Origin of the sequence: Mesorhizobium sp. 1B3, from assembly GCF_050958605.1 — a bacterium.
Classification (GTDB): domain Bacteria; phylum Pseudomonadota; class Alphaproteobacteria; order Rhizobiales; family Rhizobiaceae.
The window spans coordinates 1-24,722 of sequence record NZ_JBJHDO010000021.1; the positions used below are offsets into that span (position 1 = coordinate 1).

The following is a 24,722-nucleotide window of genomic DNA, read 5'->3' on the forward strand; positions in this document are numbered from 1 at the left end:
GCTGGGGAGAAGGAGGCTGTCGTCTCGTCTTTCGCCATTCGCCAGCGTTGCTGGTTGGCGAAACCCAAGCGGCAGGCGTCTCTCGCCCCGCTTGCGGGGAGAGATGTCCGGCAGGACAGTGAGGGGGCGCTCGCGACCGGTCAAGGATTTGCGTCCCTGCTCAGACTTCCGCCTCCAGGCCGCCCTGGAGATTCGCCCGGGCACGCGGCGGCATCGCCGCGGCGAGGGCAACGCCGGCGGCGGCGCCGATCGACACATGCCAGGGCGAGCCGACGAATTTATAGGCGATGACGGAGACCACGGCGCTCGCTACGACGATCGGCAGCCAGAGCGGCCGCTTGCGGAATCCCATGACGAGGCCGAGGAAGTAGATCGGCAGGAGGAAATCGATACCGAGCGCGTGGGTATCGGGCAGCAGCCTGCCGAAGATCGCTCCCAACGCGGATTCGACAACCCAGAACAGGTAGATCGGCAGGGCCATGCCCATGTACCAGGCAAAGCCGACGCTCTCGCCCCTCTCCGCCTTCCCCTCCGCTTCCGCATATTGTGGATCGACGAGGAAAAAGAAGCCGATCGTCTTTTGCAGGAATGTCCAATGAGCGATGCGCCGGCCGACAGCGGCCGAATAGAGCACGTGCCGGAAATTGACCGCGAAGATCGAGAACACGACGAGCCAGGGCGGAATATCGTGGCCGAAGAGCTCGATGCCCACCATCTGGCTCGCGCCGGCGAAGATGGTCGCGCTCATCAGCGTCGCCTCGAAGACCGATATGCCGTTGTCGACGGCAAGCGCGCCGAACAGGACGGCGAAGGGCGCAGAGGCTATCACCACCGGCATTCCGAGCCGCGCCCCGCGCAGGAATTGGCTCGTGCCCGATCTCAAGAGGATTGCTTCTGCGGTCATGATCCATCCGGAACGGCAACGCCGCGAAATCTGGGGAAAGGGGCTTCAGCCGACGAAGTGGCGAAGCGCGATGAGGACGGCGGCGCCGGTCAGGAACATCGGCATCATGCCGCCCCAAAAAAGAGCGACGGCGCCGGCGGCGGCGAGGGAGATCATCTCGGCCGGGCCGCCCGACACGGCGGCCGGCGCGACAAGCGTCGTGAGCACGGCTGCCGGCACGGCGTTGAGACCGGCTTCGACGCGCGGATGAACCCTATCGAAACGCGACAGCACGAGATGTCCGCCGACGCGCGTGAGATACGTCATCAACGCGCCCGCCAGGATGATCCAGACCGTCGTGCTCATGCATTCGTCTCCACGGATTGAATGATACGCGGCGGCATCGATGCCGCCAGCAGGATGCCCGCAACAGCGCCGATCGACACGTGCCACGGGGAGCCGACGGTCTTGTAGGCGATGACAGAGGCCACCGCACTCACCAGAACGACTGGCAGCCATAGCGGCCGTTTGCGGAAGCTCATCACGAGGCCGAGGAAATAGATCGGCAGCAGGAAATCGATGCCGAGCGCGTGGCTGTCGGCGATGAAGCCTCCGAAATAGGCGCCGATTCCCGTCTCGGCCACCCAGGCGACCCACCAGAATGCGGCCATGCCGAAATACCAGGCGAAGCTGACACGCTTTCCGTTTTCCCTACGCCGCTCGGACTCGGCGAATTGGGGATCTGTCAGGAAGAAAAATCCGACGGCTTTTTCCAGCAGCGGCCAATCGCGAATCTCGCGCCCGAAGGCGGCGGAGTAGAGCACGTGCCGGAAATTGACGGCGAAGATGGAGAGTACGATCAGCCATGGCGCCACGTTCTGGCCGAACAGTTCGATGCCGACCATCTGGCTGGCGCCGCCATAGACGGTGGCGCTCATGAGCATGGCTTCCCAAACAGTGAAGCCGTTGCCGATCGCCAGCGCGCCGAACAGCAGGCCGAAGGGAACGACGGCCAGCACGACAGGCACGCCGGCGCGGGCACCCGCCATAAATTCGCTCAGGGTTGATTGCGCAACCATGGATCCTCCCGACGCGGACCGATCTAGGTCAGCCCGCCCCGCCTGTCATATGAATTCGCTTGAGCCACTCTTCAGGGAAAATCATTGAAGGGGCCGATTCATCCCACGATGTTGAGCGGTGGCGAGCCGCCCTTCACTGTCCTGCCGGACATCTCTCCCCGAAAGCGGGGCGAGAGACGACGGCCGTTTGGGTTTCGCCAATCGCCAACGGCGGGCGATTGGCGAAGGAGAAGACGACGTCGGTCTTCTCCCCGTCCTTCTGTTCCCGATGTCCCCAGTCCAAACACCTTCACGGGGAGAAGAAGCCGGCAGGCAGATGAGGGGCTTCCCCTCGACCTCACAAATTGTTCCCCACCCGCTCGAACCACTGCTCCTCGTCTATCACCTCGATGCCGAGTTCCGTCGCCTGCTTGAGCTTGGAGCCCGCGCCGGGCCCGGCGACGACGAGGTCGGTCTTCTTGGAGACCGATCCCGAAACCTTGGCGCCCAGCCTTTCTGCCATCGCCTTGGCCTCGTCCCGTGACATCTTTTCCAGCGCGCCGGTGAAGACGACCGTCTTGCCGCTCACGGGCGAAGAGACCTCGCCGACGCGCTCCTCGTCGAGCACCTTCACTTGAGCCAGCAAAGCATCGACGACTTCGAGATTGTGGCTTTCGTTGAAGAATTCGACCAGCGCCTCGGCCACGACCCCACCGATGCCGTTGACGCCGTTGATCTCCTGCCAGGCCGCATTGCCCTTGTCGCCCTTCCCTTCCGGGATCTCCGCCGCCCTTGCCGTTTCCATGAGAGCGGCGAAACCGATGAAGTGGCGCGCCAGCCTCTTGGCGTTGGTCTCGCCGATATGGCGGATGCCGAGAGCATAGAGGAAGCGCGAGAACTCGATGTTGCGACGATCGTCGATCGCCCCGAACAATTTGCGCACCGAGACCGCGCCGAATCCATCGACATTCTCCAGCTTGGTCAGCGAGCGTTCTTGCCGCTCCTTGAGCGTGAAGATGTCGGCCGGCGAGCGTACCCTCAGCGCCGGATCTTCCGCGTTGAAGAAGAACTCGATCTGCTTCTCGCCGAGGCCTTCGATATCGAAAGCATTACGCGACACGAAATGCCGGAGTCGTTCCACCGCCTGGGCGGAGCAGATCAGGCCGCCGGTGCAGCGACGCACCGCCTCGCCCTCCTCCCGCACGGCATGACTGCCGCAGACCGGGCAACGGTCGGGAAAGACGTAGGGTTTGGAATCGGCTGGACGTTTCTCCGGCACGATATCGAGGATCTGCGGGATCACGTCGCCGGCCCGCTGGACGATGACGGTGTCGCCGACGCGTATGTCGCGGCCGTCGCGGATGGGCTGGCCGGTGTTGCCGATGCCGCGAATATAATCCTCGTTGTGCAGCGTGGCGTTGGTAACGACCACACCGCCGACGGTCACCGGCTCCAGTCGAGCCACCGGCGTCATGGCGCCGGTGCGGCCAACCTGGATGTCGATGCCGTTCAGCACCGTCATCGCCTTCTCGGCGGCGAATTTATGCGCCGTCGCCCAGCGCGGGCTGCGCGAGCGGAAGCCCAGCCGCTCCTGCAAGTCCAGCCGGTCGACCTTGTAGACGACGCCGTCTATGTCATAGGGGATATCGGCCCGTTCCGCCTCGATCGCATGGTAATGCTTCAGCAGCGCCTCGACGGAATCGCAACGCACCATGCGGTCATTGACCTTGAAGCCCCAGTCGCCGAAGCGCCTGACCACGTCGTATTGCGTCTTGCCCAAGGGTTCGCTGGTCTCGCCCCAGGCATAGGCAAAGAATTTGAGCGGGCGCGACCGCGTGATCTCGGGATCCAGCTGGCGCAGGCTGCCCGCCGCCGAATTGCGCGGATTGGCGAAGACGCGGCCGGTCTCGGCCATGCGCTGGTTGAGCGCCATGAAGTCGTCACGGCGCATGTAGACCTCGCCGCGGACCTCGACCACGTCGGGCGCATCCTCCGGCAGGCGTTCGGGGATTTCCTTGATGGTGCGGATGTTCGCCGTCACGTTCTCGCCAGTCGAACCGTCGCCGCGAGTCGCCGCCGTCACCAGGCGGCGGCGCTCATAGCGCAAGGACATCGACAGCCCGTCGATCTTCGGCTCGGCGGTGAAGACAAGCTCCTGGTCCGGAGGGAAAGCCAGGAAGCGCCTGACGCTCGCCACGAAATCGCGCACGTCGTCATCGGAAAAGACGTTGTCGAGGGAGAGCATCGGCCGCGCATGGACGACTGGCCCAAAGGTGCCTGTCGGCGCCGGCCCGACCTTCAGCGATGGCGAATCCACACGCACGAGTTCGGGAAAAAGCGCTTCGATCTCGGCATTGCGGATCCTCAGCGCATCATAGGCGGCATCGGAAATGACCGGCGCGTCCTCGAGGTGATAGAGGCGGTCGTTCTCGGCGATCTCCGCGGCGAGCCGTGCCAGCTCCTCGCCGGCTTCTTCCGGGGTCAGTTGGTCGACAGGTTTTTCGGCAGGACTCATGGATATATCCCCGGCAACGTTTGCCGGACTATGGCCGTGGCTCGCGGCGAGTTGCAAGTGGCGGGCGCAACGTTGCTGCCAACCACCCCTCCTCCGACCGCGCTTCGCGACCTATCCCTCATCCGACCTCGCTTCGCGAGGCCACCTTCTCCCACAAGGGGAGACGGGAAGACCGGCCGCAGCGCCGATGCCAATCGCCAGCGTTTGCGATTGGCGGGAGCGCTTATGCAAAGCTCCCGCTTCTCCCCTTCTGGGAGAAGGTGGCCCGAAGGGCCGGATGAGGGTTCTCACTCCGCTGCCGCGGTATTCTCCCGCAGGAGCCGTTCGGCGGCGGCGCGTGCTTCCTCGGTGATCGTGGCGCCGGCGAGCATGCGCGCGATCTCTTCCTGCCGCGCCTGGCGGTCCATTTCGGACACGCCGGTGGCCACGCGATCGGCTCCGCCGGATTTCGAGATGAGGTAGTGCGTGTGGGCGCGGGCCGCGACCTGCGGGGCATGGGTCACCGACAGGACCTGGACGCGCTGCGACAGCCGCGCCAGGCGTTGGCCGATCGCATCCGCGACCGCACCGCCCACGCCTGTATCGATCTCGTCGAAGACCAGCGTCGGCGCCGAGCCGCGATCGGCGAGCGCGACCTTGAGAGCTAGGAGGAACCGCGACAGCTCGCCGCCGGAAGCCACTTTCATCATCGGCCCAGGACGCGTTCCCGGATTGGTTCGCACCCAGAACTCGACCTGATCGATGCCCTCTCCGGCCCGGTTGGCGGCGTCGCTGACGATCTCGACGATGAACTCCGCGCGTTCGAGCTTCAAGGCAGGAAGCTCGGCCATGACCGTGCGGGCAAGCACCTCCGCCGTCGCCTTGCGCTTTTCGGAAAGCCGGGCGGCAAGATCGTCATAGACGTCGCGCGCGGCCGCCGCCTGCTGTTCCAGCTGGGCGAGGCGTTCCTCCCCGGCGTCGAGGTCGGCAAGGTCCGCGACCATCGTGTCGCGCAACTTGGCGAGATCGTCGACTGGGACGGAATGCTTGCGCCCGGCCGCACGCAGCGCGAACAGGCGCTCTTCCGTAAGTTCCAGCTTCTTGGGGTCGTATTCGGTGGCGCGTAGCGCCGCCTCTACGCCCGCCTGCGCGGCGTCCAGCGCGATCAACGCATCGTCGAGCGCCTTCAGCGCATCGTCGAGCAGTCCGGGCGCGTCGCCCGCCTTGCGCTGCAGCCGCCGCATCAGGCTGGCCAGCATGGGCGACGGCGCGGACGAGCCGGTCAGGACCTCATTGGCCTCGTTTATGTCGGAGGCGATCTTCTCGGCCCGCATCATGACGGCGCGGCTTTCGGCAAGCTCGGTCTCTTCGCCCGGCTGCGGATCGAGCTTCGACAGTTCGGCGACGGCGGCGCGCAGATAATCGGCCTCGCGCGCCGCGGCCTCGACCTTGGCACGGTGCCGCGTCAGCTCCTGCTCCATGCTACGCCAGCGCCGCCAGGCCTCGGCCGTCGCCTGGGCATCGCCGACATGGCCGCCGAAGGCGTCGAGCAACTCGCGATGGGCGGCCGCGTCGACCAGGGCGCGATCGTCGTGCTGGCCATGGATTTCCACCAGCGCCCGCCCGACATCGCGCATCAGCGCCACGCTGGACGGCTGGTCGTTGACGAAGACGCGGGTGCGCCCGTCGGCCGCCTGCACGCGGCGCAGGATGATATCGCCGTCGTCATCGATGGCGTTGTCGGCAAGGATGGCCCGGGCCGGATGGTTGCGCGGCACGTCGAACACGGCCGTCACCTGGCCCTGCGCCGCGCCATGGCGCACCAGCGAGGCGTCGCCGCGCGCCCCGAGCGCCAGGGAGAGGGAGTCGAGCAGGATGGATTTGCCCGCGCCGGTCTCGCCGGTCAGCACGGAGAGCCCGGCTGAAAAGTCGATGTCCAGCCGTTCGATCAGGACGATATCGCGGATCGACAGATGCGCCAGCATCGATCGGCCGGGCCGGTCAAGTGCCGAGGATCAGCGCCCCGGCCTTGGATATCCAGGAGCCCGCATTCTCGCGCGGCTCCAGCCCGCCGCTCTGCAGCAGCTTGAAGGAATCCGCATACCACTGGCTGTCCGGATAGTTATGGCCGAGCACGGCCGCCGCCGTCTGAGCTTCCGATGTCAGGCCCATCGCGTAATAGGCCTCGGTGAGGCGCGCCAGCGCCTCTTCGACCTGGCGCGTGGTCGGATATTGCTCGACCACGTAGCGGAAGCGCTTGATGGCGGCGAGATATTCGCGCCGCTCGAGATAGTAGCGGCCGATCTGCATTTCCTTGCCGGCGAGTTGGTCGCGCGCGAAGCGGATCTTGGCCTTGGCGTCTTCCACATATTCCGAATCGGGCCAGCGGTTGACGACCTCTTCCATCGCCTCGATGGCGCGGCGCGACTCCTTCTGGTCCTGCGTGACGTCGCGGATCTGGCGGAAGTAGCTGAGCCCCACGATGTACTGCGCGTAAGCCGCGTCGGGGGTCGATGGATAGAGCTGGACGTAACGCTTGCCAGCGTTGATCGCCTCCTCGTACTTGCCCTGCCGGTATTCCGAGAAGGCGCTCATCACCATCGATTTGCGGGCAAATTCCGAATAGGGATGCTGACGGTCGACCGCGTCGAACTTCTTGGTGGCTTCCTTCAGACGCCCGGCTTCCAGGTTGGCCAGCCCCTGATTGTAGAGAACGTCCGCCGGCTCGGTCTGCTCCACATAGGTCGCGAGGTCGATGTCGTTGTCGGAAGCGCAGGCGGAAGCAAGGATCGGTAACAGGACGACCGGCAGCGCCTTCAGGGCGCGCCGGCTCTTGGCGGCATTCGCAAACAACATGGTCGGTTTCCGCCCCTCCGGCGTCATCGAAAACGTAAAGAAATTGGTCGCAGCCATAAATCACACAAGCCACGGCACGGCAACGCTATCGCCCTGCAATGGCGCGATTTTGTGGCGGAACCCGCCAAGATCGGCTGTTGGCGTGAGATGGCATCGCCGTGTTGCAGAAGCGACACGGCAATTGGTCCGCAAAACGACGAATCAGGGCGCCGGGACAGGCCTGCCCACGGCGATCGGCTCACGGCCGCGGCCGGAGGCCTCCACGATCTGATAGGCCGATGGATCCGATAGCAGGCGGCGCAGCGCGGTCGCGTTGAGCTTGTGCCCGCCGCGATAGGAGCGGAAGCAGCCGATGAAGCGCATTCCCGCCAGCGCCAGATCACCGACGGCGTCGAGCATCTTGTGGCGCACGAACTCGTTGGGATAGCGCAGGCCTTCCATGTTGATGACGCGATGATCGTCCCCGATAACGACGGTGTTCTCCAGCGACGAACCAAGCGCGTAACCTGCGGCCCACAGCCGCTCGACATCCTTCATGAAGCCGAAGGTGCGGGCGCGGCTGATCTCTCGGCGGAAATTCTCGGCATTGAGGTCGACGGCAAGAGACTGGCGACCGATCGCCGGGCTTTCGAAGTCGATCTCCACCTCGAAACGTATCCCGTCATGCGGCCGGAACTCCGCCCAGGAGCCGCCATTGTCGACCCGCACCGGCTTGACGACGCGGATGTAGCGGCGCCTGGCGGCAAGCTTCTGGATGCCGGCCTGGTCGAAGGCTTCGACGAAGGCTGCCGAGCTGCCGTCCAGGATCGGCACTTCCCTCCCGTCTATGTCGATCGAGACATTGTCGATGCCGAGCCCGAAAAGCGCGGCCATCAGGTGTTCGACCGTCGCGACATGGGCGCCGGCGGGATCGCCGAGCACGGTGGAAAGGTCGGTCGCGCCGACCATTGCCGATAACGCTTTCAACTCCACGGTCCCGTTGCGGCCCTGGCAGTGGAAGACGATACCGGAATCGGCATCGGCGGGGTTGAAATGGATGGAAACGGGCTTGCCCGTATGGACGCCCGTGCCCGAAAGCGACACGCGCGATTTGATCGTCGTCTGATGATCGTACAAGTTGAACCCCATATGCCCGCCCGCTTCAAATTCCGTTTCGCGGCGTCGCCGCGTTCACCGGTCGCAATGGCGGGACTCCATCCCCTTTCCCGCCAACGGGCCTAAGATTCCAGGAAAATAGTGGCCGCGCCGCACCCGGCCAAATCACGGTTTCTTACTCGATGTAACGGCCTTCATTGTCGCCGGCCGGCCGTCAAGCCTCTGATTTTGGCTATATTTCCAAAAAGTTCGGGCGGGTGCCGAAGCGCCCGCCCGAACTTTGTTGCGGCAATGTGACCCGACTCAGTTCGCTTGCCGGCGCAGGAATGCGGGGATCTCGAGCTGATCGTCTTCCTGGGTCATGCGCGGCTGCGGCGTCAGGCGGCCGTGCTCGTCGAGCTGGCCGCGGCGCGGGGCGTAGACCTGGGCGTCCTGCGGCGCGAGGCGACGGGCCTCGGGCGCCGGCTGTCGCAGCTTCGGCTCGCGCGGCTGGGCCGGTTGCAGGCGGGCAGGCTCTTCCTCGCGACGCGTCAGGCCGTTGGTCAGGCGCTTGAGGAGGCCCATCGGGCCGCGGTCCTCATGCTCGGCCGGACGCGGATTCTGCGCGGCCTGGATCTCGGCCTTGACGACCGGCGGGAAGTCCTCGACGCGCGGCATGCGCGGCTGGACAGGCGCGGGTGCGGGCATTTCACGCATGACTGGAGCCGCCTGGACGGGAGCCGGCTGCGGCTGGACGTGCGCGGCCGGAGCGGCGGGGGCCTGGAACAGCTTGCTCTGCGGGCGGAACTCCTCCTGCGGCGCCGGCGCGGTGCGCTGATGCGCGACCCCGGCGGCGCTGTTCTCGGCCATGCGGATCGCCTCGGCGACCGGATCCGCGGCACGCGGCTCCAGGCGCGCTTCCGGGGCGGGCTGCTGTACCGGCCGCGGCGGCTCGGCCGGACGCTGGGCCACCGGCTTCGGCTGCGGCTGGCGCATCTGGATCGGCGGCGCGGCGATGTCGGCCGCCGATTTGTCGATGCCGGTAGCGACCACGGAGACGCGGATAACGCCTTCCAGGCTCTCGTCGAAGGTGGCGCCCAGGATGATGTTGGCGTCCTGGTCGACCTCCTCGCGGATACGGGTCGCTGCCTCGTCCACCTCGAACAGGGTGAGGTCGCGGCCGCCGGTGATGGAGATGAGCAGGCCCCTGGCCCCCTTCATCGAGGTCTCGTCGAGCAGCGGATTGGCGATCGCGGCTTCCGCCGCCGCCATGGCACGGCCCTCGCCCGAGGCTTCGCCCGTGCCCATCATGGCCTTGCCCATCTCGCGCATCACCGAACGGACGTCGGCGAAGTCGAGATTGATGAGGCCTTCCTTCACCATCAGGTCGGTGATGCAGGCGACGCCCGAATAGAGCACCTGGTCGGCCATCGCGAAGGCGTCGGCGAAGGTGGTCTTGTCATTGGCGATGCGGAACAGGTTCTGGTTCGGGATGACGATGAGCGTGTCGACGCATTTCTGCAGCTCCTCGATGCCGGCATCCGCCGTTTTCATGCGGCGCTGGCCCTCGAAATGGAACGGCTTGGTGACGACGCCGACGGTCAGGATGCCCTTCTCGCGGGCCGCACGCGCCACGACCGGCGCCGCACCCGTGCCCGTGCCGCCGCCCATGCCGGCGGTGACGAAGCACATATGCGTGTTGGACAGATGATCCATGATCTCGTCGATGCACTCTTCGGCGGCCGCCCGCCCGACCTCGGGCTGGGAGCCGGCGCCGAGGCCCTCGGTCACATGCGCGCCGAGCTGGATCAGCCGCTCGGACTTGGTCATGGTCAGTGCCTGGGCATCGGTATTGGCGACCACGAACTCGACGCCGCGCAGCCCGGCCGTGATCATGTTGTTGACGGCATTGCCGCCGCCGCCGCCGACACCGAACACGGTGATGCGAGGCTTCAGCTCGGTAATGTCCGGCTTTTGCAGATTGATCGTCATTGTCCTCGTCCTTTTGCCTCTTCACGCCGCTTCGCCGTCGCGGCCGCTAACCCTAGAAACTGTCTCTCAACCACTGACTCACGCGCTGGAACCGTCCCCCGGTTCCGGTCAGGCGCATCCTGAATCCACCCTTGGCCTGATTGGTCTCGAAGGCCGCGACCTGCGGATAGATCAGCAGGCCGACCACCGCCGAGAAGGCAGGCCCCTTGGCCGCTTCCGGCAGGCCGGCCACGCCGAGCGGGCGGCCGATGCGCACGTTGCGACCCAGGATGCGCCGCGCCGCCTCCGGCAGCCCCGCCAATTGGGCGGCACCGCCGGTCAGCACGACTCGTCGGCCCACCGCATTGCCGAAGCCGGATTGCGCGAGCCTGTCGCGCACGATCTCCAGCGTCTCCTCGGTGCGCGCGCGGATGATGCGCGTCATCACCGAACGCGGCACCTGGAGCGGCACCTCGCCGTCGTCGCCGATCGGCTGCACCGTGACCACGTCGCGGTCGTCGGCGCTGCCCGGCAGCGCCGAGCCGTGCATGACCTTCAGGCGCTCGGCATCTTCGAGGCGGGTCGAAAGGCCCCGCGCCAGATCCATTGTCACATGGTTGCCGCCGAGCGGCACGGAATCGGCATGCACGAACTTGCCGTCGCAGAAGATCGACATGGTGGTCGTGCCGCCGCCCATGTCGATGCAGGCCGCGCCCATCTCCAGCTCGTCGTCGATCAGCGCGGCGAGGCCCGAAGCGTAGGGCGTGGCGACAAGGCGCTCGACCGACAGATGCGAGCGGTTGACGCAGAGCTCGAGGTTGCGCAGCGGCGCGGCGTCGGCGGTGACGACATGCATGTCGACACCCAGCGTCTCGCCCACCATGCCGGACGGATCGCGCACACCGCGTTCGCTGTCGAGCGAGAAGCCGGTGGCCAGCGAATGCACGACGTCGCGCTCGGCCTTCAGCGCCTGGCGGGCGCCGGCGGCGAGCACGCGGGCGACATCGCCGGCGGAAGCCTCATGGCCGCCGAGATTGATGGTGGCCGAGAAGGTCTCGCTCTTCAGCCGCCCGGCGGTGAGGTTCACGATGAGAGAATCGACGGTGAGCCCCGCCATGCGCTCGGCGGCATCGACGGCAAGGCGGATCGCCTGCTCCGCGCGGTCGAGCTCGATGATAACGCCCGATTTCACGCCCTGGGATTTCTGATGGCCGATGCCGATGACCCTGGCGCGATGCGTGCGCCCCTTCAGCACCTGGCTGCCGTCCTGCGGCTTGAGCTTGGCCACGACGCAGCAGACCTTGTTCGACCCGATGTCGAGCACGCTGACCACGCCGGAGCGGCGCGATGGATCCTTTGTCGGGCTGCCAAGCCAGCTCATATTCTCTTCCCCGCCGCGGACTTGCGTGCCTTCGCCATTTCGGCCAGCGCCTTCGCGCGGCGCACCACCGCATCCGGCGTGAGCTGGACCACGACACGATCTGAGAACCGGAGATCGACCGACTTGATATCGCGCGCGAGCAGCCCCTCTTCGCGATCCATCTCCAGAAGCGCCGTGATGGCTTCGTCCTCGCCACGTTCCGGCAGCTTGATGGTGACGCCGTTCTCCAACCAAAGGTCCCAGCGCCGCTCGGCGACGCGAATGTAGCCCTTCACGCGCCCGGCGAGCTCGGGATAACCCTTGACCTTCTTCACGAAAGCGTCGGCGGCCTGAGCCGCGCCGATGCCGACGACCAGCGGCAGGCCGGCGTGACGCCCCCCATTGAAAGGCGCGATCACCCTGCCCGCGGCGTCGACGATCGACAGCTCGCGCCCCTGCTGCCAGATGGCGAAGGGCTTGCGCTCCTCGATCTGCACTTCCAGCGTGTTGGGATAGACCTTGCGCACCGAGGCGACCTGCACCCAGGGCAGGCTCGCGACGCGCTCGCGGGCGGTTTCGGCATTGAAGCCGATCAGCGACGTCCAGCCGTCGAGCTCGAGCTTCTCCAGAATGTCGATCTCGGAGGTCTCGCGGTGACCGGTCACGCGCACCTGGTCCACTGCGAAGCCGGTGCGCGACGTGATCGCCTGGACGACGGTGGGGATATGCCCGCCGACATAGGAGCCGTAGAGACCCGTCACGGCGAAGAAGGTGGCGGTCATGATCGTGGCGGAATAGCGCGGCGGAACGATCTCGCCGCTGGTCAGGCGCGCGAGCACGCGCGCCGGCCGGCGCAGCAGGCGGGGCAGCACGAGCCCTTCGTCGGAATAGGAAAAACCGAGCAGGCCGGCACCGGCCATTCCCCGATTCCGTCCCGACCTCAACGCAAACACGAAGCGTCCTCCACCATCCAACTCAACAATTCACCGAACCTATGCCCCGCCTGGGCGGCAATCTCAGGCACCAGCGACGTGGGCGTCATTCCCGGCTGCGTGTTGACCTCCAGCCAGATGAGCTCGCCATCCTCGGAATGGCGGTCGTCGTAGCGGAAGTCCGACCGGGATACGCCCCGGCAGCCGATCGCTTGGTGCGCCTTGAGCGCCAGTGTCTGTATTTTTTGGTAAATATTCGGTGAAACTTTCGCGGGGCATTCGTGTTTTGAGCCCCCGACGACGTATTTCGAGTCGTAATCGTAGAAGGAATGCCCCATCGGGATGATCTCGGTGACGCCGAGTGCCACGTCGCCCATCACGGCACAGGTGAGCTCCCGGCCATGGACGTAGCGCTCCACCATCACCTGCGCGCCATAGCGCCACTCCGGCGAGGCGATGATCTGCGGCGGATGCGACTGATCCTCCTTGACGATGACGACGCCGAAGCTCGACCCCTCGCTGACCGGCTTCACCACATAGGGCGGCTTCATCGGATGCCTGTCTACGATGGCGAAACGATCGACCACCTTGGATTCAGCGACCGGAATGCCCGCGGCCCGAGCCACCGTCTTGGCCTGCTCCTTGTCCATGGCGAGCGCCGAGGCGAGCACGCCCGAATGGGTGTAGGGGATCTCCAGATATTCGAGGATGCCCTGAATCGTGCCGTCCTCGCCGAACGGGCCGTGCAGGGCATTGAAGGCGACATCCGGCTTGAGCTCGGCCAGCACCGAGCCGACATCGCGGCCGACATCGACGCGCGTGACGCGATAGCCCTCGGCTTCCAGCGCATCGGCGCAGGCCGCGCCCGACGAAAGCGACACAGGCCGTTCGGAGGAAAATCCCCCCATCAGAACGGCCACGTGCTTCTTACCCATACCCCGTCAATCCCCTCGGACAGGCGCCTCTCCAAGCTTCCCGAAAGTTGAATCGAAGTCCCCGCCGGCACTTAACAGCACCGACCGCAACGAACGCGTCAAACGACTCAAATCAGGAAACGCTCTAGGCCAAAGAATCAGAGACTGGATTCTCTGACAAGCCCTTATGATTCCGAACGATTCACTTTCTTGATTTTATTTCGACAGGAACGTGAGCGGGAGACTCTGCCTGGAGCGTCGGGCAGACGGCCACCGGAGTTCGGCACCGTCGGGCAGACGGCCGCAACGGAACGGAATGGATACTCGGATCACCTCGCTTCGCTCGGGTCCAGTATGACGAAGCTTCTATGGCGAATGCCTATCGTCAGCGTCGCAGTTGGCGTCAGGCCTCCTGCGCAATCGCCAACGCTGGCGATTGGCGGAGCACATAAACGCCATCGTCATACTCGGACCCGAGCGAAGCGAGGTGATCCGAGTATCCATTCCGTGCCGTTTCCGACAGCCGCCCGACGGCGCAGAACGACCGCCTACCACCCTGTCCCGCGAAACAGCTCGAACCACTCCGGATTGAGGCTCTCGATCAGCTCGATCTTCCATTGCCGCGGCCAGTGCTTCAGCGTCTTCTCGCGCTGGATCGCGTCGCGGATGTCGAAATGTTCCTCGTACCAGACGAGGCGCTGAACGCCGTAGCGACCGGTGAAGCGCGATCCCTCGCCGGCCTTGTGCTCCGGCATCCGCCGGCCGAGGTCGTTGGTCACGCCGATATAGATCGTGCCGCGCTTCTTGCTGGCGGTCATGTAGACATAGCCGGTCATGGAGCGATGGTACAATCGGGGCGCTGAAATGCAATCTTCGATTGCAGCGTTGTGGCAGTTGCGAGGTCACGGAATGGATACTCGGATCAACCTCGCTTCGCTCGGGTCCGAGTATGACGAGTTGCGTTTATTGGCTCCGCTAATCGCCAGCATTGGCGCTTGGCATGGGCGCGGAAGCTTTTATGGCGAATGCCAATCGTCAGCGTCGGCGATTAGCTGAACACATAAACGCCATCGTCATACTCGGACCCGAGCGAAGCGAGGTTGATCCGAGGATCCATTCCGTTCCGTCTCCGACAGCCACCCAACGGCGCAGAACTGCCCCCGCCACGCCCGACATTTTTTCCCCACCCCCGCTCCACCCCGATTGACATCCCGCCGCGCCTGCGGGATTCGGCATTCCAAAGGTTTAGCGAGCAATGGACGATCTTCTGCTCATATTCGACGTCGGCTCCTCGGCGCTCAAGGCGGTGCTGTTTTCCCGCACGGGCGCAGTGGTGGCGGCGGCGTCGAGCCCGGTGCCGACAGCGACCGCGACCGACCGTTCGGCCGAGCAGAATGTCGAGGACTGGTGGAAGGCGGCGCTGGAAGCCGCGGCTGCCCTGCCCCGGCGCGAGAATGTGGCGGCGATTGCGCTTTCCGGCTCGATGCAGAACCTCATCGCGCTCAAGGACGACGGCTCGGCCGTCGGCCCCGCCGTGCTCTATTCCGACCGGCGGCTCGACGCGGGCGATGTCGAAGCGATAGGCCGCGAACTGCCCGACGACTATGCGCTGCGCACCGGTAACAAGCTCGACGCCGCCCATACCATCCTCAAGCTCATGCGGCTCGACCGCTACTACCCGGCGGGCGCCGAAAAGGCGCATTTCCTGTTCGGCGCCAAGGACGCGGTGATCGAGAAGCTGACCGGCCAGCGCGTGATCGACCCCACAACCGCCACCACCACCGGCCTCTTCGACATCCGCACCGGCGCCTGGGATGCCGGCCTCGCGGCCGCCGCCAGCGTCTCGCTCGAACGCCTCCCCAACATCCTGCCGGCCGATGCGGTCGTCGGCGGGCTGCGCGACGCGCCCGCCGCGGCGCTCGGCCTGACGCCAGGCATTCCCGTCTTCAACGGCGCGGGCGACGGCGCGGCCGCCACCTGGGGTGCCTTCGCCGACCGGCCGGCCTCTGCCTATGTCTATCTCGGCACGACCGGCTGGGTGGCCGCGACCACCACGCTCGACGAAGCCGACCCGCCGCGCGACATCTACACGCTGGCCGATCCGATCCGGCCCGACCGCACCATCCTGATCTCGCCCTTCCTCACCGCCGGCTCGGCGCTGGAGTGGCTCGCCGATGTCGCGGCCGTTCCCGTCGAGACCCTGCTCGGTCAGGCCGAGCGCGAACGCTCCGGCCCGCTCTTCCTGCCCTATCTCGCCGGCGAGCGCTCGCCCTTCGAGGACCAGGCGGTGCGCGGCGCCTTCCTCGGCCTCGACCGCAATCATCGGCCCGGCGCACTCTGCCGCTCCGTGCTCGAAGGCATCGCCTTCGCCGTGCGCCACAATCTGGAAAATGCCGGCCTGCCGGTCTCGCCCCTCACGGCAATAGGCGGCGGGGCGAGGAGCCCGCTCATGCGGCAGCTGCTGGCGGATGCGCTCGGCCGCGGCGTGAGCGTGCCGCCGGAGAGCCGCGACGTGCCGGCGCTCGGCATCTACCGCATGGTGGCCGGCGAGCTCGGCTTCGCCCCGGTCGAGCCGCAGCACGAGGCCGAGACCGTCGAGCCGCAAGACGCCAAGCGCGCCGCCCGGCGCTACCGTGCCTATTGCGAGGCTTCCCAATTCGCGCGCGCCATCGCGCCTTCCCTGACATGATTTTCCGGAGGAGAACGACAATGAAACGCACTCTATCGACGCTAGCAGGTCTCGCCGCTTTGCTGCTTGCCGGCACCGCCCAGGCCGAGGACGTGGCCGTGCTCACGCCCTATATCAGCTCGGTCGCCACCAACGAGATGGTCGAGACCTTCAAGGCCGACGCCGCGGCCAAGGGCTGGACCGTGAATGTCGTCGACACGCGCGGCGACTTCCAGCAGCTCGCCAGCCGCGTCGAAGACGTCACCAATGCCGGCGTGAAGGCGATCGTGCTGGTGAGCGTCGACCCCAACCAGATCGCCGACCAGGTGGCCGCGGCGGCGGAAAAGAAGATCCCCGTCATCGCGCTGGATGGCGCCGTCGCGCCGGGCGTCGTCGCCAACATCACGACCGACAATTTCGCGCTGGGGACAATCCTCTCCGACTATTTGTTCAAGCAGCTCGGCAACAAGGGCAACATCGTCAAGTTCTTCCACTCGGCGCATCCCGGCGTGCGCCAGCGCGAGCTCGCGCTGGACAAGGCGCTGGAATCCCATCCCGACATCAAGGTGATTGCCGAACACTATGTGCAGGTGCCCGGCCCGATCGACAATGCGCGGCTTGCCATGGAAACCTTCATCCGCCAGCACGGGGCCGAGATCAACGGCGTATGGGCCGCCTGGGACGAGCCGGCCATCGGCGCGCTGCTCGCCCAGCAGAGCGACGCGCCCGACGCCAAGATGATCATCGCCGGCATCGACGGCAACCCGCAGGCGGTGGAGCTGATCAAGCAATGCACCAACCTCGTCGCCACCGTGCGCCAGGATTTCCCGGGCATCGCCAAGGCGGCCGTGGCCGAGATCGGCAACGTGCTGGAGGGCAAGCCGGTGAGCAAGCAGGAGATTTTCGTGGATGCGACGGTGGTTGATCGGGAGAGTCTGGGCGTGACGTGCGGGCAGTAGAATGAGCGGCCGAGTGGCGCCAACGCTTCCCTCCCCCTTGAGGGGAGGGTGGCTGCGAAGCAGCCGGGTGGGGTCGCCTCCGCCAGGCTCGACGTCACTTATGGCGTCGCGCGCTGCCGCTCGTACCCCCTCTGGGTGCTTCGCACCCATCTCCCCCTCAAGGGGGGAGAACGCGCCGCGCGCTCCATCCCATGCTTGAAATCACCAACCTCGCCAAACACTTCGGCGGCGTTGCCGCACTCGACGGCGTGCGCCTCTCCGTCGCTGCCGGCCGCGTCCACGCACTGCTGGGCGAGAACGGCGCCGGCAAATCCACCCTCCTCAAATGCCTCTCCGGCGCCTATCGCCCCGACCGCGGCGAGATCCGCCTTTCCGGCCAGCCCTTCGACCCGCGCAACCCCCGCGACGCCGAAGCCGCCGGCCTGCGCTTCGTCCACCAGGAGCTCAACCTCGTCCCCGGCTTCACCGCCTACGAGAACGCCTTTGTCGGCCGCCCCTACCCGCGCCGCTTCGGCCTGATCGACTGGGCCGGCATGCGCGCCCGCATGGATGCCGTGCGCCGGCGTCTCCGCCTCGACCTGCCGCTCGACATTCCCGTGCGCCGCCTCTCCGTCAGCCAGCGCCAGCTCGTGGAAATCCTGCGCGCGCTGATGGACGACGCCAGGATCCTCGTGCTCGACGAACCCACCGCCTCCCTCAGCGAGGCGGAAGCCGCGACTCTGCGCAAGGTGACGGCCGATCTGGGCCGGGCAGGCTGCGCCGTCATCTTCGTATCGCACCGCATGGACGAGGTGTTCGAGGTGGCGCAGGATTACACCGTGCTGCGCAACGGCCGCACCGTGGGCCACGGCGAGCTTGCCGGCACCACGCGCGACGAGATCGTGGCCATGATGGCGGGGCAGGCCCTGTCGCATCAGCGCCCTGCCGCCCTGCCCCCCACCGGCGCCCCGGTGCTGACGCTTTCCGGCTTCGCCGCCGGCCCGCACCGCAGGCCGCTCGACCTTACCGTCTCCTCCGGCGAGATCGTCGGGCTCTACGGCATTGTCGGCTCCGGCCGTTCGAGCCTGCTCAAATCCATCTGGGGCGCCACCCCCGCAGCGAGCGGCGGCATCGCCATCGCCGGCCGGGCGCTGCCGCCTTCCGGCATCGCGGCCCGCATCCGCGCCGGCGTCGCCTTCGCGCCGGAGGACCGCCGCTCGACCGGGCTGATCATGAGCCATTCCGTGCTCGACAATGCCGTGCTCCCACGCCTGCCCCGCTATCGCGCTTTGCCCCGCCTGCCCGTGCTTTCCCGCCCCGCCATGCGACGCGGCGCGCGCGCCATGCTCGGCGCGGTCAACGCCAAATTCGGCCGGCTTACGGACCGGATCGCCACGCTTTCCGGCGGCAACCAGCAGAAGGTGCTGATCGGCCGCTGGCTGTCCCCGGAGACGCGGCTTCTCCTGCTCGACGAGCCGACGCGCGGCGTGGACGTGCGCTCCAAGGCCGAGATCCATCAGCTCTGCCGCGACCTCGCGGCCCGAGGCACGCCGGTCGTCTTCGCCACCAGCGACATCGAGGAGCTGTTCATGCTAGCCGGCCGCATCATGGTGCTCGCCCACGGCGCGATCGCCCTGGACGCGCCGGCCGAAAGCCTCACGCGCCAGGACGTGCTGACGGCGACGTTTGCGGATGCCAAAGGCCCCCTCACCGGCCTGCCGGCCACTTCTCCCCGCGGGGGAGAAGAAGGACTGCCGCGATGATTTCGCCAATCACGACCGCCCCAAATTGCAAACCCTCATCGCGGCAAGCCTCCTTCTCCCCGTCGGGGAGAAGTGGCCGGCAGGCCGATGAGGGGGCTCTTGCAACCACCGCCCCACAATCACCAGCCATCGACGCCTCCGATTGCCAGCCGCCGTTGCGACAATCTCCCTTCTCCCCGCGAGCGGGGAGAAGGTGCCGGCAGGCGGATGAGGGGCGCTCGCAACCGCCGCTCCACAAATCATCAGACAACAACGCCTCTCACTACGAACCGCCGTCGCGGCAGGCCTCCTTCTCCCCAGCGGGGAGAGTGGCCGGCAGGCGAATGAGGGGGCGCTCGCAACCGCCGCTCCACAAATCATCAGACAACAACGCCTCTCTCTACGAACCGCCGTCGCGGCAGGCCTCCTTCTCCCCAGCGGGGAGAAGTGGCCGGCAGGCCGATGAGGGGGCCCACCCCACCGCCCCATAAGAAGGAACCCCCGTGGCCCTCACCACCCGTTACGGCACCCTCTTCGGCCTGCTGGCGATCATCGCGCTCTTCTCCGCCCTCTCGCCCGCCTTCGCCCAATACTCCAACCTCATCAACATCACCCAGCAGATGTCGCTTTTGGCGATCGTGGCGCTGGGCGCGACCTATGTGATGGCGCTGTCGGAATTCGATCTTTCCGTGGGCGCCGTTGTTTCCTGGGCCGGCATCCTGGCGGTGACCCTGTTCGGCGCGGGCTGGGGCTTGCCCTCAACGATTGCCGCCACGCTCGTCTCCGCCTTCGCCATCGGCTGCGCCAGCGGCTTCCTGGTGGCGCGCTTCCGCATGCCGAGCTTCATCGTGACGCTGGCGCTGGGCACCATCATGGGCGGCGCCACCTTCTGGCTGAGCAACGGCGCCACCCTCTTCGCCAACATACCGCCTGAGTTCCGCAATCTCGGCCGGGGCACGGTGGCCGGCATTCCCGTCCTCACCCTCTGGGCGCTTGCCATGACCGCCCTCACCGTCTTCGTGCTCGACCATACCGAGCTCGGCCGGCGCATCCACGCCATCGGCGGAAACCGCGAGGCGGCAAGGCTCACCGGCGTGCCCATCCCGCGCAACATGGTGGCGGCCTTCGGCCTCTGCACGCTCCTCGCCGGCATTGCCGGCCTGCTGCTCACGGCGCGGCTCGGCAGCGCGCACCCGACAGGCGGCAACGGCTTCCTGCTCCAGGCCTACGCCGCCGCCTTCCTGGGCATGACCGCCTTCCGCGACGGCGAAGCCAACGCCCTCGGCACGCTGCTCGGTGCGGCAATCATCGCGGTGGCGGCTAACGGCCTGACGATACTCGGGGTGCCGAACTACCTGCAGGACATTTTTACGGGGTTGATTATTGTGGCCGCGGTGCTGGTGCGGAATGTGGGGAGACGGGAGGAGTAGGTAGTGGAGCCTCGATCCTGACAGGCGGCTTGCATTATGGCGAGTACTTGCCGAGCTATACATAGCTGACGTCCGCAAGGAGCTGATTCGGCACGCCTATCCTGGTGTTGTCGGCGTGCTGCCGAACCAGATTTCTCAGGACTGCGCCGTTAGACAGGGTGATTTAAGTGCTGCTTTCCCGGGAAGGCCAGATTATATGAGGGCTTACTATCGTGTGATGTTGGGGAAAAAGAGTGCCTTTGCCAATGAATGCTTCACCGCTGGCTTCATCGGCGCCGATTTTGAGATCGGCGAGGACCTAACCAACAAACTTCCCGACGAGTGGCGCGCATTCAACAAGGCCTTCATTCCAGTCTATCTCGCCGGCCATCCCGGCAAATCAAAAGTGACTGCCGGCTTAGCCTGTGGCTCGTTATGGACCATCGCCAAAGGGATCAAGATCGGTGATGTCGTACTTTGCCCTGACGGCACAGGCTCTTATCGGGCCGCGGAGGTCACAGGCGGCTATGAGTTTGTTCCGGGCGGCCCGTTGCCCCACCGTCGTCCAGTAAAATGGTTCGATCTCGCGATAGCTCGGAGTGCGATGAGCGAGGCCCTACGGAACTCGACCGGATCGATTGGTACAGTAAGCAACATTTCAGCCTACGGGCCCGAAATCGAGACATTTCTAAACGCTGCGCCAGCTCCTTTGGCCATCATCGCAGCTGATCCATCTATCGAAGATCCCGTGGCTTTCGCGATGGAAAAGCACCTTGAAGCCTTTCTCGTCGCAAATTGGGATCAGACAGAACTCGCCAAGGACTTTTCTATCTTCGAGGAGGATGGCGAAAAGGTTGGCCAGCAATATGAGACCGATGCCGGGCCAATCGACATCTTGGCAATATCCAAAGACAAGAAGCGCCTGCTCGTCGTAGAGCTCAAGCGTGGTCGGGCAAGCGACGTCGTTGTGGGCCAAGTGTTGCGTTACATGGGGTACGTGAAGAGCGAAATCGCTGAACATGCCCAAATGATCGAAGGTGCGATCATCGCACTTGATGACGACCGGAAACTACGTTGGGCGCTAGCAGTCGTGCCGAACGTCTCGTTCTACCGCTACGAAATCAAGTTCAAATTGGTCAAAGCATAGCTGAGATGTGCAGCGCACTGAATAGGATTGGCGGTAAAACGCGTTGACCACCGTGCTGCTAGGCGATACCGCTGCCGCGGATCGGAACAACAAGGCCTTAAGCGAATGCACGTCTCACGACCGCCGCGACGCTTCTCGCCCGCGCAGCTCTGCGGAGCGCTCCGCCGATTGATCGAGTCGCTAAAACTTGTTGCCACGATTAGCTAGCGTTGTTAACGCTCCCGGGTGCAGCCGTAACGCGCATTCGCCGGTAGTCGGAGCGGTCCCACGGATGCCAAGTGGGAACAGTTTGGATGGGCGTTTCCGAGGTTGATCTCCTCACCGTCGCGTGATCTGTGCTTGACAGCCGCTAGCAGTGATTTGGAGACGGGGCATGCCAAGAGGCGAAGCAAAAACTAATCAAAAGCCTAACGGCAGGGATAAATCGACATCGCTCGGATTCGAAGCCAAGTTGTGGGCGATGGCCGACAAGCTGCGTTCCAATATGGACGCTGCGGAATATAAGCACGTCGTCCTGGGACTAATATTTCTGAAATTTATCTCCGACAAGTTCAACGCAAAATATGAGGACCTGAAGGCTCGCCAGGATACCGACTTCACAGACCCGGAGGAACGCGACGAATACGTTGCGGAGAATGTCTTCTGGGTGCCGAAGGGGGCGCGCTGGCAGGATATTCAGGATCGCGCGACGACGGCCGAAATCGGGCAGATCGTCGATGACGCCATGCGTGCCATCGAAGCGGAAAACCCGACTCTAGAAGGTGTTCTTCCGAAAGATTATGCGCGAGCCGATCTTGATAAGCGACTGTTGGGCGAGGTGATCAATCTCGTCGGCAAGATCGAGCTTGTTGCTAAGGAGGCGCACCATCAGGGCAACGACCTTCTCGGCCGCACCTACGAATATTTCATCGGTCAGTTCGCCGCTGCCGAGGGCAAGAAGGGCGGCCAGTTTTATACCCCGGCGCGTGTGGTCGAACTGCTCGTTCGTATGATCGAGCCTTACAAAGGGCGCGTCTACGATCCTTGCTGCGGGTCCGGCGGCATGTTCGTGCAGTCGGAGAAGTTCGTCGAAGCCCATGGCGGCGGGCGCGACGACCTATCCGTCTACGGACAGGAATCCAACCCACAGACCTGGCGTCTCGCTAAAATGAACCTTGCGATCCGGGGGATCACGGCCAATCTCGGTCCGCGCGCGGCAGACACATTCCACGACGATCTACACAAAGACCTCAAGGCCGATTTTATCCTCGCCAACCCGCCCTTCAATATCTCGGACTGGGGCGGCGAGCGGCGACGTTCAGACGTTCGCTGGAAATTCGGGGTGCCGCCTCTCTCCAACGCGAATTTCGCGTGGGTACAGCACATAGTGCATCACCTCGCGCCTCACGGATTGGCGGGCTTCATCCTCGCCAACGGGTCGCTGTCGTCGAACCAGTCGGGCGAGGGCGAAATTCGTGCCGAGATGATCCGCCACGACATCGTGGACTGCATCGTTTCGCTACCCAGCCAACTTTTCTACACGACACAGATTCCCGTCTGCATGTGGTTCCTTGCGCGCGACAAATCGAACGGCCTTCTGCGCGACAAGCGGCTCCGCGACCGGCGCGGCGAGACGCTGTTCATCGACGCGCGGTCACTTGGCCACATGGAAACACGTACCCTGCGGGCGCTGTCCAGCCCGAACGAGGTTGAGGAAAGCGACATCGGGAAGGTCGTGGAAGCTTATCATACGTGGCGTGAGGGGCGGTCCGAGTATGCTGACGTTCCCGGGTTCTGCAAGGCGGTGAAGAATGAAGACATCGAAGCGCAAGGCTTCGTGCTGACACCGGGTCGTTATGTCGGGGCGGCGGCCACAGAGGAGGACGATACGCCATTTGCAGAACACTTCTCTGAACTCAGAGAGCGACTCGAAGGACAAATTCTGGAAGGCGAGCGTCTGAACGCCATCATTAGATCGGGTATTCTTGGGGTTGTCTCGAATGCCCGCTGAACAGATCCAACTACTTGGCGAGGTTGCCGACCTGCTCTCTGGAGGGACGCCTAGTAAGTCAACACCGGAATTCTGGGGAGGTGACATACCTTGGCTGACGCCGAAGGACATGGGCAACTGGACCGGGGGAACCGAAGAAACAGTTAGCAATTCAGCAATCGGAAGCGGGACTCGACTTGCGCCGCCGGAGGCATCGTTTATTGCCGTGCGCGGGATGTCTTTGCATAACGAGATACGGATTGTTCGAGCTAGGAAAGCGATTGCTTTCAACCAGGATATTAAAGCAGTTGTTCCTCGCGCGGGCATTCACCCGGATTATCTGTTTCAAGTTCTAGTAAGTAAAAAGACCAAGCTCTTAGGGCTGGTTGAGTCAGCAGGTCACGGAACAGGGCGGCTGCCAACGGATCAACTGCTAGCCTTGGAGATTGCTCGCTTCGACCAGAAGACGGAGATGGCTATCGCCGAACTCATCTGTGCGCTCGACCAGAAAATCGAGCTGAACCGCCAGATGAATCGGACACTTAAGGCGATGGCGCAGGCGATCTTCAAAAGCTGGTTTATCGATTTCAATCCCGTCCGCGCCAAGATGGAGGGGCAGAAACCCTACCTTTCCCAAGAGATTTGGTCTTTGTTCCCGGACCACCTTAGCGAGGACGGCTCGCCATCGGGTTGGAGTCATAAGCCGCTAACACATTTCTTCGAGATCGTCGGCGGAGGTACGCCCAAGACTTCTGAGGTGTCCTACTGGGGCGGGGATGTTCCGTGGTTTTCAGTCGTCGACACGCCGTCCGGTGCTGACACTTACGTGATCGACACGGAGAAGACGATAACAGCGGAAGGCCTCCAGAATAGTTCGGCACAACTCATCGAAGCGGGCGCGACGATCGTCTCAGCGAGGGGAACGGTGGGCAACCTGGCTAGAACCGGACGTGCGATGGCATTCAATCAATCGTGCTACGGTTTGCGCGGCGCAAATGGCTATGGACCGTCGTTCGTGTTTCTCACCGCAAGCCACATGGCCTCAAAGCTACAGTCTTTGGCGCATGGCTCAGTTTTCTCAACGATAACGCGGCAAACATTCGAGGCTATTTCGCTCTTTGCGCCAAGCAGTGAACTAGCTGAACAGTTCGAGATAGCTTCCAGTCCCCTTTTTGATCGCATGCTGGCGAATGTTCAGGAGTCCCGCACGCTCTCTGCCATCCGTGATTTGTTGCTTCCAAAGCTCATGTCAGGCGAAATCTGCCTCAAGGACGCCGAAAAGCTTGTCGGCAAAGCGGGGGCATGAT

General features: G+C 64.7%; 19 protein-coding genes. 7 read left to right on the plus strand and 12 right to left on the minus strand.

Going from position 1 to position 24,722, the window contains the following annotated elements; translation table 11 throughout:
- Positions 1-160: 160 nt before the first annotated feature.
- The 12 genes from ACCO56_RS31645 to ACCO56_RS31700 form a co-directional block, all read right to left on the minus strand.
- A complete protein-coding gene (locus tag ACCO56_RS31645) occupies positions 161-904 on the minus strand; it encodes an AzlC family ABC transporter permease (protein ID WP_433644946.1) in 744 nt (247 codons plus the stop codon).
- Between the two features lie 45 nt (positions 905-949).
- Positions 950-1,249: an AzlD family protein gene (locus tag ACCO56_RS31650; RefSeq protein WP_433644947.1), complete on the minus strand. Its 300-nt coding sequence runs from the start codon at positions 1,247-1,249 to the stop codon at positions 950-952.
- Positions 1,246-1,962 carry an AzlC family ABC transporter permease gene (locus tag ACCO56_RS31655; protein WP_433644948.1) on the minus strand — a complete coding sequence of 239 codons (717 nt, stop codon included), beginning with the start codon at positions 1,960-1,962 and terminating at the stop codon, positions 1,246-1,248. The genes ACCO56_RS31650 and ACCO56_RS31655 overlap by 4 nt, the downstream gene beginning before the upstream one ends.
- A gap of 337 nt (positions 1,963-2,299) precedes the next feature.
- Complete coding sequence (gene ligA, locus ACCO56_RS31660; RefSeq protein ID WP_433644949.1) at positions 2,300-4,456, minus strand: NAD-dependent DNA ligase LigA; 2,157 nt, start codon at positions 4,454-4,456, stop codon at positions 2,300-2,302.
- A 287-nt stretch (positions 4,457-4,743) separates the two neighbouring features.
- Positions 4,744-6,420 carry a DNA repair protein RecN gene (gene recN / locus ACCO56_RS31665; RefSeq protein ID WP_433644950.1) on the minus strand — a complete coding sequence of 559 codons (1,677 nt, stop codon included), beginning with the start codon at positions 6,418-6,420 and terminating at the stop codon, positions 4,744-4,746.
- Between the two features lie 16 nt (positions 6,421-6,436).
- Entirely contained in the window at positions 6,437-7,291 is an 855-nt protein-coding gene (locus tag ACCO56_RS31670) for an outer membrane protein assembly factor BamD (RefSeq protein ID WP_433644951.1), read from the minus strand.
- Positions 7,292-7,492: 201 nt separating this feature from the next.
- Positions 7,493-8,419, minus strand: coding sequence for a UDP-3-O-acyl-N-acetylglucosamine deacetylase (gene lpxC, locus ACCO56_RS31675; protein WP_433644953.1), 927 nt, complete (start codon positions 8,417-8,419; stop codon positions 7,493-7,495).
- A gap of 270 nt (positions 8,420-8,689) precedes the next feature.
- A complete protein-coding gene (gene ftsZ, locus ACCO56_RS31680) occupies positions 8,690-10,357 on the minus strand; it encodes a cell division protein FtsZ (protein ID WP_433644955.1) in 1,668 nt (555 codons plus the stop codon).
- A 52-nt stretch (positions 10,358-10,409) separates the two neighbouring features.
- Positions 10,410-11,717: a cell division protein FtsA gene (gene ftsA, locus ACCO56_RS31685; protein ID WP_433644956.1), complete on the minus strand. Its 1,308-nt coding sequence runs from the start codon at positions 11,715-11,717 to the stop codon at positions 10,410-10,412.
- Complete coding sequence (locus ACCO56_RS31690) at positions 11,714-12,649, minus strand: cell division protein FtsQ/DivIB (RefSeq protein WP_433644957.1); 936 nt, start codon at positions 12,647-12,649, stop codon at positions 11,714-11,716. The genes ftsA and ACCO56_RS31690 overlap by 4 nt, the downstream gene beginning before the upstream one ends.
- Positions 12,637-13,563, minus strand: coding sequence for a D-alanine--D-alanine ligase (locus tag ACCO56_RS31695; RefSeq protein WP_433644958.1), 927 nt, complete (start codon positions 13,561-13,563; stop codon positions 12,637-12,639). The genes ACCO56_RS31690 and ACCO56_RS31695 overlap by 13 nt, the downstream gene beginning before the upstream one ends.
- A 527-nt stretch (positions 13,564-14,090) precedes the next feature.
- Entirely contained in the window at positions 14,091-14,378 is a 288-nt protein-coding gene (locus ACCO56_RS31700; RefSeq protein ID WP_433644959.1) for a GIY-YIG nuclease family protein, read from the minus strand.
- Positions 14,379-14,797: 419 nt separating this feature from the next.
- Between ACCO56_RS31700 and ACCO56_RS31705 the strand changes: the two genes are divergently transcribed.
- The 7 genes from ACCO56_RS31705 (at position 14,798) to ACCO56_RS31735 (ending at position 24,721) form a co-directional block, all read left to right on the plus strand.
- Positions 14,798-16,231: a xylulokinase gene (locus ACCO56_RS31705; RefSeq protein ID WP_433644960.1), complete on the plus strand. Its 1,434-nt coding sequence runs from the start codon at positions 14,798-14,800 to the stop codon at positions 16,229-16,231.
- A gap of 20 nt (positions 16,232-16,251) precedes the next feature.
- The gene (locus tag ACCO56_RS31710) at positions 16,252-17,169 is read left to right on the plus strand and encodes a sugar ABC transporter substrate-binding protein (protein WP_433644961.1); all 918 of its coding nucleotides are present in this window, start codon (positions 16,252-16,254) and stop codon (positions 17,167-17,169) included.
- A 191-nt stretch (positions 17,170-17,360) separates the two neighbouring features.
- Positions 17,361-18,911, plus strand: coding sequence for a sugar ABC transporter ATP-binding protein (locus ACCO56_RS31715; protein ID WP_433644962.1), 1,551 nt, complete (start codon positions 17,361-17,363; stop codon positions 18,909-18,911).
- Between the two features lie 482 nt (positions 18,912-19,393).
- A complete protein-coding gene (locus tag ACCO56_RS31720) occupies positions 19,394-20,320 on the plus strand; it encodes an ABC transporter permease (protein WP_433644963.1) in 927 nt (308 codons plus the stop codon).
- Between the two features lie 196 nt (positions 20,321-20,516).
- Positions 20,517-21,446 carry an endonuclease NucS domain-containing protein gene (locus ACCO56_RS31725; protein WP_433644964.1) on the plus strand — a complete coding sequence of 310 codons (930 nt, stop codon included), beginning with the start codon at positions 20,517-20,519 and terminating at the stop codon, positions 21,444-21,446.
- Between the two features lie 373 nt (positions 21,447-21,819).
- Positions 21,820-23,436: an N-6 DNA methylase gene (locus tag ACCO56_RS31730; protein ID WP_433644965.1), complete on the plus strand. Its 1,617-nt coding sequence runs from the start codon at positions 21,820-21,822 to the stop codon at positions 23,434-23,436.
- Entirely contained in the window at positions 23,426-24,721 is a 1,296-nt protein-coding gene (locus tag ACCO56_RS31735; protein ID WP_433644966.1) for a restriction endonuclease subunit S, read from the plus strand. Before ACCO56_RS31730 ends, ACCO56_RS31735 begins: the two co-directional genes overlap by 11 nt.
- Position 24,722 lies beyond the last annotated feature (1 nt).